We start from the raw sequence: 18,697 nt of genomic DNA, 5'->3' as shown, positions 1-18,697 counted from the left end.
AATATTAAGGGAGAAATGCTGTAAAAGAAAAAATCCTGATGATTATCAGGATTTGGTTTTATTGTTTTACGATTTGAGTTACCTTTTGGGTATTATCGCTTAAAATATAGCGGATCAGATATTTCCCGGGTTTCAATCTTTCAATATTAATCTCCCCGGAATTCATGTTAACAGAGTAATTAGCAACCTGTGTTCCTAAAATTGAATAAAATGTTACACTTTTGATCTTTAAAGCAGAATCTTTTGCTTTGATCAGAAGGTAATCCTTGGCAGGATTTGGATAGACTACCAGTACACCGTCATCAGCCTTCTGGTTAATGGAACCCGGCTCTCTCAGCTGTGCTTGAAAATTGTTGGAAAACCCAACGAAAGCGCCAATAAATATAAATAAGAGTAAAAGTTTTTTCATCAAATTATAATTTCTCAAATGTATTAAAACAAAAATAGACAATTCTACAATTCTATACAATAGTTTTTTATATAAGTTGTAGTAAATTTGTAGAAACTTATTCAAAAAGTATTCCAAAATGATACATTCAAGAAACAGAAGACTAAGAGTAAATGAATCGGTCAGAAGTTTGGTAAGAGAAAACACCCTTACAACCGATGATTTTGTAATGCCTATCTTCGTAATGGAGGGCGAAAACCAGCAGGAAGCAATTCCGTCGATGCCCGGAATTTTCAGGAGGAGCATCGATTTGACAGTAAAAGAATGTAAGGAATTATTTTCTTTAGGCGTTAAATCTGTCAATCTGTACATGAAAGTGTCAGAACATCTCAAAGACAATACCGGAAAAGAATCGTGGAACAAGGACGGGCTGATGCAGCAGACTATAAAAGCAATAAAAGATGCCGTTCCTGCAATGATTGTGATGCCCGATGTAGCTTTAGACCCTTATTCCATTTACGGTCACGACGGAATCATTGAAAATGGAAAGATCATAAATGATGCAACCAATGATGCTTTAGCGAGAATGTCTGTATCCCATGCTGAAGCTGGTGCTGACATTGTGGCACCAAGTGATATGATGGATGGAAGAGTTCTTACAATCCGTGAAGCTTTGGAAGAAAGTGGCTTTACAGACGTAGGAATTCTAAGTTATTCTGCCAAGTATGCAAGTTCTTTCTATGGACCGTTCAGAAGCGCTCTGGATAGTGCACCGAAAGATGATATGGAAATTCCGAAAGATAAAAAAACGTACCAGATGGATTTTCACAATTCCCGGGAAGCTTTAAATGAAGTATATAAAGATATAGATGAAGGCGCTGATATCATCATGATCAAACCCGGACTTCCTTACCTGGATATCGTTTCTAAAGTTCGTGAAGCTATAGATCTTCCGATTGCAGTTTACAATGTGAGCGGAGAATATGCAATGGTAAAAGCTGCAGCACAGAATGGCTGGCTGGATAATGATAAAACGATCATTGAAAGTCTTACCTGCTTTAAAAGAGCCGGAGCCGATATGATCTTTACTTATTTTGCGAAAGAAGCAGCAATGATTCTGAATAGATAATTTCAAAATCAATCAAAAATAATTTGCCCCTGAAATCTTACTTTCAGGGGCATTTTTAATTGTATGTCTGGGAAATGACTTTTAATTGTGTCCGAAGCATGTGAAATAATCACGATCTCCCGGCTGAATAGGGTTTTCGCCTCCATTATCATTGATACATACATTGGTGGGACATAAGTACCATCCGGGAAGGCAATTACCGTTAGCGTCAGGAAATCTTATACTACCTCCATTGATCTTCTTCAGATCTTTTTTTGTTAATTTTTTCATGAGAAAATATTTTATAGTTTAGTGAAACTAAAATAATAAAAATTTATCACATGATATTGAAATCTTTTCCCTTTGTAAATTTTGCAGCAAAAGGTGCCTGATTTCCTGAATATTTCAAAACAAAATGTTTCTTTGTATCCGTGTCTATTTTAGCATCCACTTCTACATTTTGAGTCTGGAAACTTACGTCCAGTCCTACACCAGACTCCTTTTCCAGAAAGATCTCTACACTTTCAGCGTAAAATAGGGAAGTACTCAGGTAATTGAACTTAATATTCTTCCGGTAGGTTTTGGATTTATCCTGTGTGAATAAAGAATAATTTTTAAGAATCTCAATTCCAGGAGAATCAATATTGGTAACTCTGGATTTTGTGACACCGTTGACCCGTACCGAAAAACTTTTCACATTCTTGATATTACCGTTTACTCCAATATTGAACAATGAAGGAAGAGACAGGCCGTATTCGATCATACTGTCTTTTGTAAACTCGAAATCCGGGATCAGAGCCGGATGCTTTGGTGTGTTGATCAGCTGCTCTTTTACAGTATTTAAAGCATCTCCGGAAAAAAGAAATCCAATGAGGTTGTTTTCCGTAGTTCTCCAGTTTCTTCCGTTCCACTCAAAAATCTCACACAACAAAGTGTCTGCGGACGAATGGGGAAGAAGATCCATATCCTGCCACTTGAAAACTTCCTTGGCATATGGCCTTCTGTCAACAATATTGATTCCCAGATCCAATGCAAGAAGATTGGTCAGGTCCTGATTATTTTCCATATTAATTTAGTTCTTGGTTTCGTTTTTAAAATTATGGAAATAAAATGAAGAATAATTTAAACCATAAGATTATTCTAAGAAGAACTCTAAATTCAGACTTAAAAATTAAATTAATAATTCTTCCTCACCTTGATGTTCTAAACAGTTCTATTTTAAAACCAGCCTTTTTTCCCGTATACATACGTGTCATCAAACTGCTTGTCACTCATGAAGAGATATAAAATTCCCTCAATAAAAGGAATAAAAGAAGCTGCCCCTAAAGTGACTATATTAAGAATAAGCTGGATAATGCCTTCTTTCGTATAACCCAGATAGAACTTATTTAAGGCCAGCCAGCCTACAAGAATACCTAATATAGCTGCCGGAATTTTCTTTTCCGAACGGTAAGGAATGTTATTCTGCTGTGGGTTGGATGTACCTTCTGTTTTTGTAACCGTAATTTTCCATTTTTAATTTCTTTGTGATGATTAAAATAACTTTTCAATACGTCGAATAAAATACTAAGGAGTTACAAAATATTAGTTTGAAAAATAAAAAATACCAGTAAAATATTCGTTATTTGTTTTGGATGTTTTACTGAAAAAATATCATTTCGAACTGGATCACATCAACAGAAAATTAAATTTCATAAAACTATTACACTTGCTTTTTAATCTAAAATTTGAATTCAAAAAAACTTTATCTTTGCTCCTATGATTTTACGAGGAGAAAACTTAATCAAAGAATACGGTCCTAAAAAAGTAGTAAAAGGCGTTTCTGTACAGGTGGAACAAGGAGAAATTGTTGGTTTGCTTGGTCCCAACGGGGCAGGAAAGACCACTTCGTTTTATATGATTGTAGGATTGGTTAAGCCTACATCAGGAAGGATTTTCCTCGATAAACAGGAAATCACTACCGATGCGATGTACCGACGGGCTCAGAAGGGAATCGGGTACCTTGCCCAGGAAGCTTCCATCTTCAGAAAACTTTCTGTAGAAGAAAATATCATGGGGGTTCTGCAGCTTACCAAACTTTCAAAACGTGAACAGCAAATAAAATGTGATGAGCTGATTGAGGAGTTTTCCCTGCAGCATGTACGTAAAAACCGTGGAGACCTTCTTTCCGGAGGGGAGAGACGTAGAACAGAAATTGCACGATGTCTTGCTACAAGCCCGAACTTTATTCTTCTTGATGAGCCTTTTGCAGGGGTAGACCCCATTGCAGTAGAAGATATCCAGAAGATTGTAAGAAGCCTGGTAGACAAAAATATTGGTATCCTGATTACCGACCACAACGTACAGCAGACCTTAGCCATCACCAATAAAACATACATTATGTTTGAAGGAAATATCCTGAAAGAAGGGCTTCCCGAAGATCTTGCCAATGATCCTCAGGTAAGAGAAGCTTATCTTGGTGAAAACTTTGTATATCAGAGTATTTTGGACAAACCGAAAAAGAAAAAATATATTTATAACATCTGGGCAGGTAATTTTGATTCAAAATCGCAGCTTCAGGGATTTGTAGATGAAAACTTTGGACAGTTTGATGATCTGAGATTGATGTATGGTTTTGAAGACATCAGCTTTGCCTCGCTCGCCAATTCCGAAATTGAACATATTTTCAGTGAAGTTGTAGATAAGAATGCCAATAATTCTTTCATCTTCCAAAGAAAAGAACTGACTTCATTATATTCTCTGGAACAGGCGCAGGATGAATCTAAAGCTGTCAGCAGACCAGAGCTGCATTACCTTACGAGCTATTTTTACGAAGGATAAAACCGATGTGTTGAAAAAAGCACATCATTTGCTGGAAAATATAATAAAACGTACCTTTTCTCTCAGAAACGGTACGTTTTTTAGTTAAAATAATTCCTATGGCAAAACCTTTTAACAGAACAGTCACCTTATTTGGTATCTATAAACAGCTGGTTCCATTTATCAGACCTTACCGTTTGATGATTTACGGAACATTATTTCTAACTTTTTTAGGCGCACTTGCCGCACAGGTCAATCCTATTGTCCTTAAATATACGGTGGATGAGGTAACTGAATTAACCCATCTTCCGCATCCGATGTCTGCAGGAATTCATATTCTGATTGTTATTTCCATTATTTTACTTGGAAAGGAATTACTCAATATTTTCATTAATTTCGGACAGAAATTTTATGGTGAAAAAATCAGGATCAATGTAAGTTCTGTTTTGGCACAGTCGGCTATTGACAAAATTCTGTTGTACAAAGTAGCTTATTTTAATGATGAAAATCATGAGTCCGGAAAGCTGCAGATCAGGATAGACCGTGGTATTGAAAGTCTTACAAAGCTTGTGCAAAATTTTTTTATTGATATTCTGCCTCTTTTTTCCAATGCTATTATAGCACTGATCATTATGTATATGCAGAATGTATATGTGGGCATGGTTTCTACGATTATTGTTCCGATCTATTTTTACATAAGCTCCCTTCAGGCGAAGAAATTGGGTGGAGTACGCCGCCAGCTTAGAAATCAAAGAGAAAGAAAAACTTCAGGACTATTGAACCTGATCAATTCTATTATGGTCATCAAGAGTTTTGTGCGTGAAAAATTTGAAGGAAAAAAACAATATGATCTTCAGATGGAACTGATGGAAAGCCAGATGTTCACAAGAAAAACCAACTTTATTTATGATGGTTTAAAAACTTTTATCGAGCAGTTTGGAGTAGTTTTAATTATTCTTTTGACAGTTTATCTCGTATTGGATCAGCAAATGACGATCGGGGCCATTATGCTTCATATCATGCTCTTCAATAATATTTCAGCGCCTATCCGTCAGCTGCACAGGATTTATGATGATATGAACGATGCCATGATCTATGCTGAAGGTTATTTTGAGATATTGAACGCTGATGATGAAATAGAACAGAATGGAACTTATGTAGAAGAAAAGATCAAAGGCAATTTTGAATTGAAAAATGTCAATTTCAGTTATCCTAACGGAACAAAAGCCCTGCATGATGTTTCCATGAAAATTGAAAACGGAAAAACAACGGCGCTCGTAGGTTTAAGTGGTGCCGGAAAATCTACAGTAATTAATCTTTTGTGTAAATTTTACCTTCCCGATTCAGGAGAAATTCTGCTGGACGGCGTAAATTTAAATGATTTTGACAATACGTCTTTGAGAAATGATCTCGGCCTCGTACTGCAGAAAAACCATATTTTCCAGGGTAGTATTGAAGACAATATCCGTTATGGTGACATGAATGCGAGTTTTGAGGAAATTCAGGAGGCTTCAAGAAAAGCTTATCTGCATGATCAGATTCTGGACCTTCCGGATGGCTATCAGCATGATGCTACGCAGCTTTCTGGTGGACAGCAGCAGAGAATTGCTATTGCCAGACTATTCTTGAAAAACCCACCCATCATTTTTCTTGATGAACCAACTGCCAGCCTGGATGCTATTGCTACAGAACAGATTAAAAATTCCCTTGATGCCATCAAAGAAGGCCGTACCGTTGTTATTATTTCCCATTCACTTTCACAGATCTTAGATTCTGATACCATTTATGTTATGAAAAAAGGAAGAGTAGTGGAAAGCGGAACCCATGATGATTTAGTTCAGATGAATGGCACGTACCGGGAAATTTTTGATGCCTCGGCCAGAAGCTTGAACCTGGATAAGCTGGTCAATTCTTTTAAAGATAATTGATCTGAAGTATATTTTTATTTCTTGCGGATGCCAATGATTTCACAGATTTTTTTATGCATTATGAATCTGCTGGATCCCATCAATTTGTGAGAGAAGATGTTTAATCACTTGTAATTAATTCAGAAAATCATACTTATTTTTAAATCATAATTATATTCTGTAGACCAAAAAAGATTGATAGATTTGCCATACCAATATGAACGACCACTATCTTAAAAAACTCGACAGAGTAACGGCTATTCTCACACAATTACAGTCAAAACCGACTGTAAGAGCACAGGATCTTGCTGCAAAATTTGATGTCAGCATCCGCACCATCTACCGGGATGTTAAAACACTGGAAAATGCAGGGATTCCCATTATAGGAGAGGCAGGAAACGGATATTCCCTGATGGACGGCTATAAACTTCCGCCTGTCATGTTTACAAAAGAAGAAGTTCTGAGTTTTATTACTGCCGAAAAGCTGATGCAAAAATTTTCCCACCAAAGCCTCGGAAATCATTATCAGACGGCGATGGAAAAAGTCCGGTCGGTGCTTCGGCACTCAGATAAAAGCCTGATTCAGAATATTGAAAAACAGATCGATGTTTTCAATTATCACCCCAAGACTGAAGATCATATCCAAAATATCATTCCTATTATTCTTGAAAGTATTGCAGAAAAGAAACAGTTAAATATTGAGTATAAAACTGTTGATGCTCAAATTTCTACCCGCATCATTGAAGTGGTTGGCGTTTTCTTTGAATTTAATTATTGGTATCTCATGGCCTTCTGTACTATGAGAAATGATTTCAGGCAGTTTCGGGTAGACAGGATTCTCCAGATTTTAAAAACCCAGACTCCGTTTTTACAGGAATACGGCCAGATCAATGATTACAGGAAGAATTCAAACGGAAATAAAACAAAAGTGAGGCTTTTGGTTGAAAAGAAAATCATCAATCATCTCGTTAATTCAAAAAAATATTACGGCCTGGTTGAAGAGATTGAAAGAGAAGATGGTTACGAAATGATCTTTGAAACAGATTGGATCAAAGATGGCTTTCCAAGATGGGTAATCACTTTTGCCGATTATGCCGAAATTTTAGAACCGGAATCTTTAAAAGAAAGTCTTAAAGAATTAATTAAGGATATTTCAAAAAAAATATAAAAGATTGATCTGCTGAAAAAATAAAAACCGTCTTCATCATTGATGAAGACGGTTTTTATAATTAAAAGGCAAAGTTAATTTTTTGTGAATGATGATATGAGTAGTGTCTAAAATTGAATTTAATGTTTCTTATTGAGAAATATCACAAGTAATTATTTGCAGATAAGCTCCCTTTGCCCTTTTTTAATTCCATCTTTTTTCCTGAACTGGATCATGATTTTAAGTTTCCATAAAGGCATCAGTGAACCTAAAATCTCTCCCAAAAAAAAGGAGGTTCAATTCCTAATGCTCTCAGGTAAACATATCCCTGTCCTCTGTGGTGAATTTCATTATCTACAAAATAAAGAATGTTCTGATACACCGGAAATTCATACTGTCCGAATAAATTGAAAGTTTCCTGTAGACGTTCTTCTGTGATCTGGTTAAAGTAATTATTGATTACCTCAGTTTCTTCGTCCCATTTTTTTAAGATGTCTTCTTTCGTTTTTGGGCTGAATCCTTCTTCATTGTAGGCTTCCATGTTTTTGTCAACAATTCCTTTTAAAGCTGGTCCTCCAATGCTGATCAGTTCTAATGCCAGTTTGGCGAAAGGTCTCATGCCTCCTACGGAAAATTCAAATAATTCCTTTTCCGGAAAAGCTTCGATCACCCTTCTTGTCAAGTTTCTGTGCCCTTGCCAATGCTCTAATAATTGGTCAGAAGTCATGAATTGTTTTGTGGCTGTTGCAGTAGTTGTCATAATTGTATTGTTTTAGTTTGTTATTGTTGATACAAAGGTAAGACTGGGTTATGACAACAGTTTGTCAGCAGTATTTTTAATGTCGAAAATATTTTTTCTTTATTAAAATATATAGACCTATTCTCCGTTTAGATGTAAATTGCATGAATTAAAAAAATGCAACCCTATTAAAATCTCGAAATGAAGAAGTATATTTTGCCGGTTATTACTGCTCTTTTATTAGTTTCATGTAATAAAATTGAAGAGAAAATAGACCAGACTGTTCAGAAAACTACAGAAACGGTACAACAGAAAGCTCAGCAGGCCGTAGAAGAAACAGTAAAGAAAACAGTCAGTGAATCCATCAACTCCTTAACCAATTCTCAGGATGTCAAATTTAATCAGGTATTTCCTGATGCCGGGAAACCTGTAGTTTCAGAAGACACGGGAAAGAAATTTAAGTTTCCAAACGGTTCCGAAGGGTATATCTTTAAATATAAATCAGACATTGCCGTATTGCTTCCTTTTCTGGAAAAGCAGCCTTCTTCCAACGAAAATAAATCAGATAAAACAGCCCGTAAGATAGATGGACAAAGCATTATTGACAAAATAAGCTTTGTTTCAAAATTTCTTCCTGAAAATACTTTTGATACCAGCTTTCTGGAAGATATCAAAAACGATAAGAATATAGAATATTACAAACTGAAAAGGTTTCCAAACAACAGTACAATAATCTATAATCCCAAAAACCAGACCGTCATACAATATGTAGAGGTAAATAAATAATTTGTGAGTGGCTGGATTTATCCGGCCATTTTTTTTGATATAATAACAAAAAATCAGTAGGAAGGGCTTCAGCCCGTTTAAAAAAAACATTAACCATCCGTCCGGCTTAGCCAAAATCTAAATGCTTGAATTTAAATCTGTGCAAATCTGTGTAATCTACGGTAGTAAAAAATATACTGAACATAGTCGAAGGATTATATCATTAAAGCATTAATACATTTACTTTTTACATTGTACAAAAAAAAGTAATTTAGTGCTATGAAAATTTACACGAAAACAGGAGATAAAGGACAGACCGCATTATACGGTGGTACGAGGGTTTCCAAGGCCAGCGCCAGAGTGGAAAGTTACGGGAATATAGATGAACTTAATTCGTTCATTGGTATTTCTAAAAGCCATATTAAGGATGAAGAGGTTTTGAAGCAGTTGAAAAAAATTCAGTTTGATCTTTTTACTGTTGGATCAGAAGCGGCAACACCGGCTGATAAATTAATGCTGGCCAATGGGAAATCTAGGCTTCCTCTGATTATTTCAGACACTGAAATTGAAGAACTGGAGCAGTGGATGGATGCTTTTGAAGATCAACTGGAGCCGCTTCAGTATTTTATCCTACCTGGTGGAGGGAAAGCAGCAACATTTTTACACGCAGCCAGAACCATCTGCAGAAGGGCTGAACGTTCCCTTGTTTTCTTAAATGAATCTGAAGAAGTACGTCCCGAACTGATCAAATATTTAAACAGACTTTCAGATTATATCTTTGTTTTGGCAAGATATATTTCAAAGATCAATAACGAGCCGGAAGAATACTGGAATCCGAATGAAAGATAAAGTATTACTTTTCATCAACGGAGATCATCCAAAAACCTTTCCGGATCCTGACCAATATGGCCTGATTGCCTGTACAGACGGTGCTTTTCATTATTTGAAGCATCTCGGATTTCCTTTAGATAAATTAGACTTTATTTCCGGTGATTTTGATTCCCATTCCGGATCGGATGAAAGTGTTTACCAGGATAAATTTATTTTAACTCTTGATCAGGATAAAACCGATTTTCACAAAGCATTGGAAATCATTATTGAAAGAGGTTTTACCAAGATTGATGTTTTCGGGGGAAGTGGCGGAGAACAGGATCATTTTCTGGGAAATCTGACGGTTGCTTACGCTTTTAAAGATCAAATAGATTTGAAATTCTACGATGAATTTTCAGAATATTATTTTGTTCCAAAAAGATTTAAACTGAAAGGAGCTAAAAATAAAATGATCTCATTGTATCCTTTTCCTTCAGTTGATAAGATAACCACAACGGGACTTAACTGGCCATTAGATCAAGGAAGTTTAAATATCACTTCGAGAATCGGAACCAGGAATTTTGCCGTTGAAGATGAGGTTTCCATTCAGTATGAATCCGGGGATCTCTTGTTTTTTGTAGGAATTAATGAAATAGATTATCCAAAAGTATATTGAAACAATTTATAAAAATATCAATTCTGCTGTTAGCAATATTTTGTGTTTTTTCCTGTAAGACGCAGCATTTTACCAAACCGGAATATGGGAAAGAAAAAACGGGGAATATTATTGAAATCAAAAAAGTAAACAATTTCAGGACGGTAGGAAATATTAAAAATTCTGAAGGAAAAACGTTAAAAGAAGGGAAATTTTACAGAAGCGGACATCTTCACAAACTAAAGAAAAAATCGTTCAAAGAATTGAAAAGCCTGGGAATAAAAGAAATCATCGATCTTAGAAATGCAAAGGAAATATCCGACAAGCCAGACCAGCTTCCCGCTGATATCGTTTATAAAAAATATTCCGCTTTTGAAGATAAGGGAGATCAGTTAACCCAAGCCAAAAAGCTTGTTTTAAAAGGAAAAGTAAACGGTTCTGATGCAGATAAAAGAATGCTGGATTTTTACAGGGAATATGTAACAGAAAACCCTGAAACAATAAGGAAAATAATCACCGAAATTCTGGAATCTGAACAACCCGTTCTATATCATTGTACTGCAGGAAAAGACAGGACAGGCATTACTACGGCTCTTATTTTGACCATCTTAAAATTTGATAAAGAAACTATTTATAATGATTATCTTTTATCCAATAATTACAGAAAAAAACTGATTTTTAAAAGGCTAAAACTGGCAAATAATCTGCATTTCTTATATCCTAAAATGGATGTTAAAGTCTTGGAAAAGTTGAGCTGGGTAGAAACTGAATATCTCGATGCCGCTTTTGACGAAATCAATAATAAATATGGTTCAGTGGATACTTATATTCAACAGGTATTGGGAATTTCAGAAGATAAGAGGGAAGAATATATTAAGAAGTTTACAAATTGATAATTCACTCCGGTTTTTACGGGATCCTATTTTGAAATTTATAATAAATTTAACGCTTAAAAATCAAACTTTTTTAGCAATTTTGCATTTCGTAATTCACTTGTCAAGAAATGAAAATAAAATACTCGGAACTTATTGATCAGACATTATATTTTCCTACAGAGGAATTTAATGTTTCTGAGAACAATTTGTTATTTCACGATGTTCCTTTAATGGAAGTCGTTGAAAAATTTGGCACCCCGCTAAAAATTAGCTACCTGCCAAGAATTTCTCAAAACATCCAGAAAGCGAAAAGCTGGTTTAGGGAAGCTTTTGAGAAAGCCGAATATAAGAAGAATTATACCTACTGCTACTGTACAAAATCCAGCCATTTCAATTTTGTGCTTGAAGAAGCTCTTAAGAATGATATTTCTATAGAAACGTCTTCGGCTTATGATATGGATATTGTAAAATCTCTTTATGAGAAAGGTAAAGTAGATAAAAATATTGAAGTGATCTGTAACGGATTCAAAACGGATGATTATCTGGTGAAAATTTCAGAGATGATCAACAGCGGTTTTGAAAATATTACCCCGATTCTGGACAATTACCGTGAGCTGGATAAGCTTACAGAAAGTATTGATACTACTTTTGATATCGGAATCAGAATTGCTTCGGAAGAAGAACCGAAATTCGAATTTTATACCTCAAGACTGGGGATTGGATATAGAGATATTATTCCTTATTACAGCCAGAAAATTGCTGAGCATCCGAATGCAAGACTGAAAATGCTTCACTTCTTCATTAATACCGGAATTAAAGACACAGCCTATTACTGGAATGAATTGTACAAATGTCTTCGTGTTTATGCACGTTTGAAGAAGATTGCTCCGGAAGTTGATTCACTGAATATCGGTGGTGGTTTCCCGATCAAAACTTCTTTAAACTTTGAATACGATTATCAGTATATGGTAGAAGAGATCGTTTCTCAGATCAAAAAATTCTGTGAAGAAGAAGGAGTAGAAGAGCCTAATATCTATACGGAATTCGGAAGTTTTACCGTAGGAGAAAGTGGCGCGAACCTTTACAAGATCATCTCCCAGAAACGTCAGAACGACAGAGAAAAATGGAATATGATTGATTCTTCATTCATGACCACGCTTCCTGATACCTGGGCTATTTCAAGACACTTTATTATGCTCCCGCTGAACAGATGGGAGGATACTTACGAAAGAGTGTTTCTTGGCGGACTGACCTGTGATTCAGATGATTATTATAATTCTGAACAGCATACCAATGCCATTTATCTGCCTACTTTCAGTGATACAAAACCTCTGTATATCGGATTTTTCCATACTGGTGCCTATCAGGAAACTATTGGAGGATATGGCGGTGTTCACCACTGTCTGATGCCGCAGCCGAGACACATTTTGATTCAGAAAGACGAAAATGGGGAACTTCAGTATGAAATTTTCCGTGAGAAACAGGAGCCTGAAGATATTTTGAAAATCCTGGGTTACAAATAAAATAGTCATTGCGAGGAACGAAGAGACGATGCAATCTGCTTAATAATCTTAACAGCTCATTTTTTTCTTAATGCTTTAAATTTTGACCATTAAGATTGTTGTTAAGGATTATGAATTACTCAGAAGATCTCACTGGTTCGGAATGATTAAGATATAAAAAGTAAAGCTCTCAAATATTTGAGAGCTTTACTTTTTAAAAATATTTTGAAAGCTTATCCAGTTCCAGCTCTTCATAGTCTGACACCACAATATCTGCCAAAGTATAATCCTGATTTTTTGAATGCGGACTTCTGTAGGCAGAACAGAAAATCTTTGCTCTGTGCGCAGCAAGAATTCCGTTTGTAGAATCCTCAATTACCATGCAGCTTTCAACAGATTCCCCTGCCATTTCAGCTGCTAATAGAAATACTTCAGGATGAGGTTTGGATTCCTTCAAATCAGCACCGCTGATCTTTCCGTTGAAATACTGCTCAAGTCCGAACTTTTCAAAAACCATATTGATGGTTGTCATCGTTGCTGAAGAAGCTAGAATAAGCTTTATTCCGTTTTCATGATAATGTTTAATTAATTCTCGTACTCCCGGAATGAGATCAAACTCTTCATCATTGTCAAAATAATCTTTGAAATGAGATCTTTTGATACCGGCAATAGCTTCATGGGTATGATTTAAATTATATTGACGGATTAATGTTTCACAAACTCTTTTAGTGGAAGCTCCTGTGAAAGAAGTATAAAGTTCTTCGGAAACATTGATTTCCAGTTCGTCAAACGTTTTAAAATAAGCTTTTCTGTGCAGTGGTTCCGTATCTACAATAACCCCATCCATATCGAAAAGAACAGCTTTTAAGGACATATTTTGTTTTTTACAAAAATAAGGAATTGCTTTGAAAGGGGAAAGGAATGGAGGATGTAGACTTTATATTTTAGATAACAGATACGAGACTGACTTTTGGTAATGGTAAATTTGTTTCGCAGGTGAATGGTAAATTTTAAATTGTAAGAACCAAGAATCAAGAATCAAGAATCAAGAACCAAGAATCAAGAAATGAGATAGAGATATAAGACTCCAGACATTAGATCCATAATTCTATTAATTTAATCACTGCGAACGAATAATGAGCAGTTGACAATCAATTCGAAACTCTAAAATCCCTCTTACTCTCAAACTCACTGACCCGAATCCCGCATCCTGAAAATTCTAAAACCCTCAAACTCAATTACCCTCAAACTCACAAACTCTTTGTATCTTTGCTCAGAATATTTCAATCTTTATATCACTTTAAATTTTTAAATAAAACATGAGAACATACGCAGGAATTCCTGAAGAAAATGCAACATTAGAAAACTCTAAAGTAATGCTGGTAACCGTTCCTTACGATGGAACTTCAACATGGGGAAAAGGTGCTGATAAAGGCCCTGAATTATTCCTTGATGCATCTGAAAACATGGAGCTTTATGATATTGAAACAGGAACGGAGCCTTTCCTTGACGGAGTATTTCTGGCAGGAGAAATTTCTGAAAACTCAAGTCCTGAAGCCATGACAGAAGCTGTTTACCAAAAAACAAAAGAGCTTTTGAACAACGAAGGAAAAGTATTTACCCTTTTCGGAGGTGAGCACTCGGTTTCTATCGGTTCCATCCGTGCGGTAGGGGAGAAATTTGAAAATCTTACCGTTCTTCAGTTAGATGCTCACACAGACTTACGCCCGGAATTCCATGGTTCTACATCTAATCATGCCTGTGCGGTTTTTGAAGCTAACCAGAAGCATAACTTGGTTCAGGTGGGAATCCGTTCAATGGATGCTGAAGAAGCTGAATACCTGCCGGAAGGAAGAGTGTTTTTTGCCCATGAAATTGCCAATAACGACAACTGGGTTAATGATGTTTTAGAAAAAGTTTCAGGAAACGTCTATATTACGATTGACCTTGATGCTTTTGATCCTTCTATTGCTCCATCTACTGGTACTCCTGAGCCAGGTGGACTTCAGTGGTATCCGACTCTTGAATTACTGAGGAAAGTTTTTGAAAAATGTAATGTAGTAGCATTTGATATTGTAGAATTAATGGATTCTCCAATGGCTAAGCCAACTGCTTTCTTAGCAGCTAAGCTATATTACAAAATGCTTGCTTATAACCATATTTATAACAACAACTAAAATTCCGCAAGAATCAGATTTTTTCTGCCCTGTATTCTTCGGAAATTTGTGAGGTAAAACAAAATATTATGTCCGCACAAAGTCAGATAGATTATAACAGAATTGCTAAAGCGATAGAATATATCCAGAGCAATTTCAGACTTCAGCCAAGTTTGGAGGAAGTGGCAGAGAATATTCACTTGAGTCCGGCTCATTTTCAGAAGATATTTACGGAATGGGCAGGAACAAGTCCGAAGAAATTTTTGCAGTTCATTAGTCTTGAACATGCTAAAAATCTGTTGAAGGAAGAAAAAGCGACCTTATTTGATACTGCTTATGAGACGGGATTTTCCAGTACAAGCAGGCTTCATGACCTGTTTGTGAAAATAGAAGGAATGTCTCCGGCAGAATATAAAAACGGCGGAAAAAGCCTGAATATCAATTACAGCTTTTCCGAAAGTCCTTTCGGATATGTAATGGCAGCATCTACTGAAAAAGGGATCTGTTATATGGCTTTTGAAGACGATAAAGAAACAGCATTGGGAAATTTACAACAGACATTTCCCAATGCTTCTTTTTTTGAAAAACAGGATGATCTTCAGAAAAATGCACTGTCCATATTCAATAAAGACTGGACAAAACTCAACACCATTAAATTACACTTAAAAGGAACAGATTTTCAGCTTAAAGTCTGGGAAAGTTTGCTTTCTATCCCGATGGGAAAGTTATCTACCTACGGAAACCTGGCAGGAAAGATAGGAAATCCGAACGCTTCAAGAGCTGTAGGAACAGCCATCGGAAGCAATCCTGTGGCTTTTCTTATTCCATGCCACCGGGTGATTCAATCTACCGGGAATATGGGCGGTTACCGATGGGGAAGTGGCAGGAAACAGCTGATTGTGGGTTGGGAGAGTTCGCGGGTTTATTCCGGGAATTCTATTTTGCTTTAATCTGATTAACCACACCGTCAAAAATTCAAAGAATTTTTGACACCCCTCTAATGGAGGGAATATATGTTGGTATCCTGAAATTTTGAGTCATAAGTAGCTAAAGCCATTAATACATTTTATAAAATTAAATCCATGAACAGCCTGTTTGAAGAAATATCAGAATACCCTTTAAATATTCTTCCGCATGACGGAACGGTGAACTATTATGGAAAAGTCTTTGACAAAGGAAGATCAGATTTCTTTTATAATTATTTGCTGCATCAGATGCCATGGGAAAATGATGAAGCATTGATCTTTGGTAAATTAATTTTAACGAAAAGAAAAGTAGCCTGGTTTGGAGATAAAGCTTTTGAGTACACCTATTCAAAACGAACGAAATATGCTAAGATCTGGACACCGGAACTGTTGGAATTAAAGAAGAGATGTGAAGAAGTTTCTGGTGAAACCTACAATTCCTGTCTTCTCAATTTGTACCATGACGGAAGCGAAGGGATGGCTTACCACAGCGATGGAGAAACCGATCTTAAAAAACACGGAGCCATCGCTTCTCTGACTTTCGGGGCAGAAAGAAAGTTTTTATTTAAGCATAAAACGACCAAGGAAAAAGTGGAAATATTCCTGGAAAACGGAAGTCTTCTGATTATGAAAGGAACTACACAGGAAAACTGGCTGCACAGACTTCCACCCACCACAAAAGTGAAAACGCCAAGAGTAAATCTTACTTTCAGAACGATTGAGGAGTAAAAAAGGTGGCTTCGAGTGGCTCAATCACCAGCGCCTATAAAAAAATCCGGTCGCTGATATTCCCGAAGCGACCGGATTTATGTTTTCTGATGGTTGGCTGAGGTTTTCGAAGCCCACGTTACTTTTTATTTCAATACTTCAGCTTCAATAGAACTGTCATTATACACTTTGATAAAAGCCTTTGTGTAATCGTCTTTCGTAGCAAAATTTGGATTTTCCATGAACTTCTGTGGATTGATTGCAAAAAGCGGCCACCATGTACTGCTGATCTGAATCTGGATCTTGTGTCCTTTCCTGAAAGTATGCATCACATCCTGCAGTTTGAAATTCACGGCCGTTTTCTGATTGGGAATCAAAGCCTCACCTTTTTCTCTTGAGTTTCTGAATCTTGCAGGCATGATCTCACTTCTTACCATTTGGTGATAATTAGGGTAAATAACACCGTCTTTCTTTTCCTGAGGTTTGAAATCTTCAGGATAAACATCGATCAGCTTTACGGCAAAATCCGCATCGGTTGAGGAGGAAGAAATATTCAGTTTAGCCATGATCTCTCCGGCAAAACTCATATCTTCCGTTAAAACATCGGTAGTAAACGTCAAAACATCAGGTCTCCCCACAGCAAATCTCTGATCTTCCGACATATAGTTTTTAGGAGTGAATCCATTAAAATCTTTTAGATTGTCAGAGCTTAAAACAGGATTATCAGGATCACTGTAATATTCTGAAAACCCTTGTCCTGCCATTTTTTTCAATGTTCCGTCAGTTAAATAGAAATTAACCTTCTGAGCGTTTTTTGGAGGATAAGAAGCAAATTCTCTCCATTCCTTAGAGCCTGTATCGTACATCAAAGCTTCCGGAAGTCCGGCATCTTCTTTCGTATTTCCTTTTAAATAATGGTTGAAAAATTTAGTTTCAATATTTTTCTGATAGTACGTTGCAATGCTGTCCCCGAAATAAATCTGATTGTGGAAATGTTTCCCTTGTTCCTGTGCCCATGCTCCGTGAGAAAAAGGTCCCATGACAATGGTATTTTTAGCTTTTGGACTGGTCTTTTCAATGGTTTTGTAAATATTCAGCGGTCCTGAAAGGTCTTCAGCATCAAACCAGCCTCCAACGGTCATTACTGCATGATTTACATTTTTTAAATGGGGAAGAAGGCTTCTTTTTTGCCAGAATTCATCGTAATTAGGATGGTTCATAATCTCCGTCATGAAGAAATTATTCTTGTAATATTTTTCATAACCGTCCTTTAAAGTTCCCATATCTCTGTAAAACTTAAGACCGTCTTCTGAAGTCTGCTTTACGAAAGTATCCATATACCATGCCTTATTTTCAGGTTTTGTTTTCTGAATCCCAAAAACAGGGAATGTTCTAAAATATCCCAGCATAAATCTGCCGTTATGAAGAAAATCATCATTCCAGAAATCTGAAATAGGAGCCTGTGGAGATGAGGCAACCAGTGCAGGATGCTGTGCCAATATTCCTACTGCTGTATAGAATCCCGGGTATGAAGTTCCATACTGTCCGACTTTACCATTGTTATCTTTTACGTTTTTCAACAGCCATTCTATAGTGTCATAAGTATCCGTACTTTCATCTACGTCTTTTTTTGTTTTACGGTCTACCTGAGGTGTCATATTGGTGAAAGTTCCCTCACTCATATACCTGCCGCGTACATCTTGGAATACAAAAATATACTTGTCATTCATCAGGTATTTATTAGGGCCAAGTTTGGTTTTGTATTCCGTTTCACCGTAAGGAGCAATGCTGTAGCAGGTTCTCTGCATCAGGAAAGGATATTTGTTCTTATTTGAAATATCTTTCGGAACATATACCGTAGTGAAAAGCTTTACGCCGTCGCGCATCGGAATATAGAATTCCTTTTTGGTGAAATTATCTTTTACAAAAGTATCCTTCTGATCGGTAGTCTGTGCACTTCCGAGGATAAAAAAGAAAATAAATAAAATTGAAATATGGATCTTCATAAATAAAATTTGCAGCTAATTTAAAAATAAAATAGCTGCAAAATACTACCTGTGATCAATCTTTCAAAGGAAATTACATAAGAATTATGAAATAAGCATTTGATTTTTGATTTGCTCAATCTGTAAATCTACGTGAGATTGTACACCCGCAGATTTTACAAATTAAC

General features: G+C 36.2%; 18 protein-coding genes and 1 pseudogene. 12 read left to right on the top strand and 7 right to left on the bottom strand.

Annotated features, from left to right (window positions below; all coding sequences use genetic code 11):
* Positions 1–58: 58 nt before the first annotated feature.
* The gene (locus tag QF044_RS13185) at positions 59–409 is read right to left on the bottom strand and encodes a T9SS type A sorting domain-containing protein (RefSeq protein ID WP_307268021.1); all 351 of its coding nucleotides are present in this window, start codon (positions 407–409) and stop codon (positions 59–61) included.
* Between the two features lie 118 nt (positions 410–527).
* Here QF044_RS13185 and hemB point away from each other — a divergent pair, with 118 nt between their 5' ends.
* Positions 528–1,517 (top strand): porphobilinogen synthase, encoded by a 990-nt coding sequence (hemB, locus tag QF044_RS13180; RefSeq protein ID WP_307268018.1) that lies wholly within the window; start codon positions 528–530, stop codon positions 1,515–1,517.
* 81 nt (positions 1,518–1,598) lie between these two features.
* Here the strand turns inward: hemB and QF044_RS13175 are convergent, their stop codons facing one another.
* The 3 genes from QF044_RS13175 to QF044_RS21595 form a co-directional block, all read right to left on the bottom strand.
* A complete protein-coding gene (locus QF044_RS13175) occupies positions 1,599–1,787 on the bottom strand; it encodes a bacteriocin (RefSeq protein WP_307268015.1) in 189 nt (62 codons plus the stop codon).
* Positions 1,788–1,833: 46 nt separating this feature from the next.
* Positions 1,834–2,562: a hypothetical protein gene (locus tag QF044_RS13170; RefSeq protein ID WP_307268014.1), complete on the bottom strand. Its 729-nt coding sequence runs from the start codon at positions 2,560–2,562 to the stop codon at positions 1,834–1,836.
* 152 nt (positions 2,563–2,714) lie between these two features.
* Positions 2,715–2,894 (bottom strand): TM2 domain-containing protein, encoded by a 180-nt coding sequence (locus tag QF044_RS21595; RefSeq protein WP_373462684.1) that lies wholly within the window; start codon positions 2,892–2,894, stop codon positions 2,715–2,717.
* Between the two features lie 360 nt (positions 2,895–3,254).
* On the opposite strand from QF044_RS21595, the pseudogene lptB reads away from it, so the two are divergent.
* From lptB to QF044_RS13150, 3 genes and pseudogenes are all read left to right on the top strand, one after another.
* Positions 3,255–3,980: pseudogene (gene lptB, locus QF044_RS13160) on the top strand (LPS export ABC transporter ATP-binding protein); the annotation flags it as partial.
* 515 nt (positions 3,981–4,495) lie between these two features.
* Positions 4,496–6,223: an ABC transporter ATP-binding protein gene (locus QF044_RS13155; RefSeq protein ID WP_307272019.1), complete on the top strand. Its 1,728-nt coding sequence runs from the start codon at positions 4,496–4,498 to the stop codon at positions 6,221–6,223.
* A gap of 196 nt (positions 6,224–6,419) precedes the next feature.
* Entirely contained in the window at positions 6,420–7,370 is a 951-nt protein-coding gene (locus QF044_RS13150; protein ID WP_307268012.1) for a YafY family protein, read from the top strand.
* 247 nt (positions 7,371–7,617) lie between these two features.
* Here QF044_RS13150 and QF044_RS13145 read toward each other — a convergent pair whose 3' ends face one another.
* A complete protein-coding gene (locus tag QF044_RS13145) occupies positions 7,618–8,109 on the bottom strand; it encodes a DinB family protein (RefSeq protein ID WP_307268008.1) in 492 nt (163 codons plus the stop codon).
* 180 nt (positions 8,110–8,289) lie between these two features.
* On the opposite strand from QF044_RS13145, the gene QF044_RS13140 reads away from it, so the two are divergent.
* The 5 genes from QF044_RS13140 to QF044_RS13120 all read left to right on the top strand — a co-directional run bounded on the left by QF044_RS13140 (position 8,290) and on the right by QF044_RS13120 (position 12,716).
* Positions 8,290–8,874, top strand: a complete 585-nt coding sequence (locus tag QF044_RS13140) for a hypothetical protein (RefSeq protein WP_307268005.1) — start codon at positions 8,290–8,292, stop codon at positions 8,872–8,874.
* Between the two features lie 258 nt (positions 8,875–9,132).
* Positions 9,133–9,702, top strand: a complete 570-nt coding sequence (locus QF044_RS13135) for a cob(I)yrinic acid a,c-diamide adenosyltransferase (RefSeq protein WP_307268002.1) — start codon at positions 9,133–9,135, stop codon at positions 9,700–9,702.
* Positions 9,692–10,339 carry a thiamine diphosphokinase gene (locus QF044_RS13130; RefSeq protein WP_307267999.1) on the top strand — a complete coding sequence of 216 codons (648 nt, stop codon included), beginning with the start codon at positions 9,692–9,694 and terminating at the stop codon, positions 10,337–10,339. The genes QF044_RS13135 and QF044_RS13130 overlap by 11 nt, the downstream gene beginning before the upstream one ends.
* Positions 10,336–11,211, top strand: a complete 876-nt coding sequence (locus QF044_RS13125) for a tyrosine-protein phosphatase (protein WP_307267996.1) — start codon at positions 10,336–10,338, stop codon at positions 11,209–11,211. Before QF044_RS13130 ends, QF044_RS13125 begins: the two co-directional genes overlap by 4 nt.
* A 110-nt stretch (positions 11,212–11,321) precedes the next feature.
* Positions 11,322–12,716, top strand: a complete 1,395-nt coding sequence (locus QF044_RS13120) for an arginine decarboxylase (RefSeq protein ID WP_307267994.1) — start codon at positions 11,322–11,324, stop codon at positions 12,714–12,716.
* Positions 12,717–12,909: 193 nt separating this feature from the next.
* Here the strand turns inward: QF044_RS13120 and QF044_RS13115 are convergent, their stop codons facing one another.
* A complete protein-coding gene (locus QF044_RS13115; RefSeq protein WP_307267993.1) occupies positions 12,910–13,569 on the bottom strand; it encodes an HAD family phosphatase in 660 nt (219 codons plus the stop codon).
* Between the two features lie 445 nt (positions 13,570–14,014).
* Between QF044_RS13115 and speB the strand changes: the two genes are divergently transcribed.
* From speB to QF044_RS13100, 3 genes are all read left to right on the top strand, one after another.
* The gene (gene speB, locus QF044_RS13110) at positions 14,015–14,872 is read left to right on the top strand and encodes an agmatinase (RefSeq protein WP_307267991.1); all 858 of its coding nucleotides are present in this window, start codon (positions 14,015–14,017) and stop codon (positions 14,870–14,872) included.
* A 68-nt stretch (positions 14,873–14,940) separates the two neighbouring features.
* On the top strand, positions 14,941–15,801 hold the full coding sequence (locus QF044_RS13105) for a methylated-DNA--[protein]-cysteine S-methyltransferase (protein WP_307267988.1): 861 nt from the start codon (positions 14,941–14,943) through the stop codon (positions 15,799–15,801).
* A 132-nt stretch (positions 15,802–15,933) separates the two neighbouring features.
* Positions 15,934–16,545: an alpha-ketoglutarate-dependent dioxygenase AlkB gene (locus QF044_RS13100; protein WP_307267985.1), complete on the top strand. Its 612-nt coding sequence runs from the start codon at positions 15,934–15,936 to the stop codon at positions 16,543–16,545.
* Between the two features lie 125 nt (positions 16,546–16,670).
* On the opposite strand, the gene QF044_RS13095 is transcribed toward QF044_RS13100, so the two are convergent.
* Positions 16,671–18,530 (bottom strand): CocE/NonD family hydrolase, encoded by a 1,860-nt coding sequence (locus QF044_RS13095; protein ID WP_307267983.1) that lies wholly within the window; start codon positions 18,528–18,530, stop codon positions 16,671–16,673.
* Positions 18,531–18,697 lie beyond the last annotated feature (167 nt).

This window comes from Chryseobacterium sp. W4I1, assembly GCF_030816115.1.
Taxonomy (GTDB): domain Bacteria; phylum Bacteroidota; class Bacteroidia; order Flavobacteriales; family Weeksellaceae; genus Chryseobacterium.
Note: the sequence above shows the minus strand (reverse complement) of the source record. Positions and strands in the feature narration are given on the sequence as shown.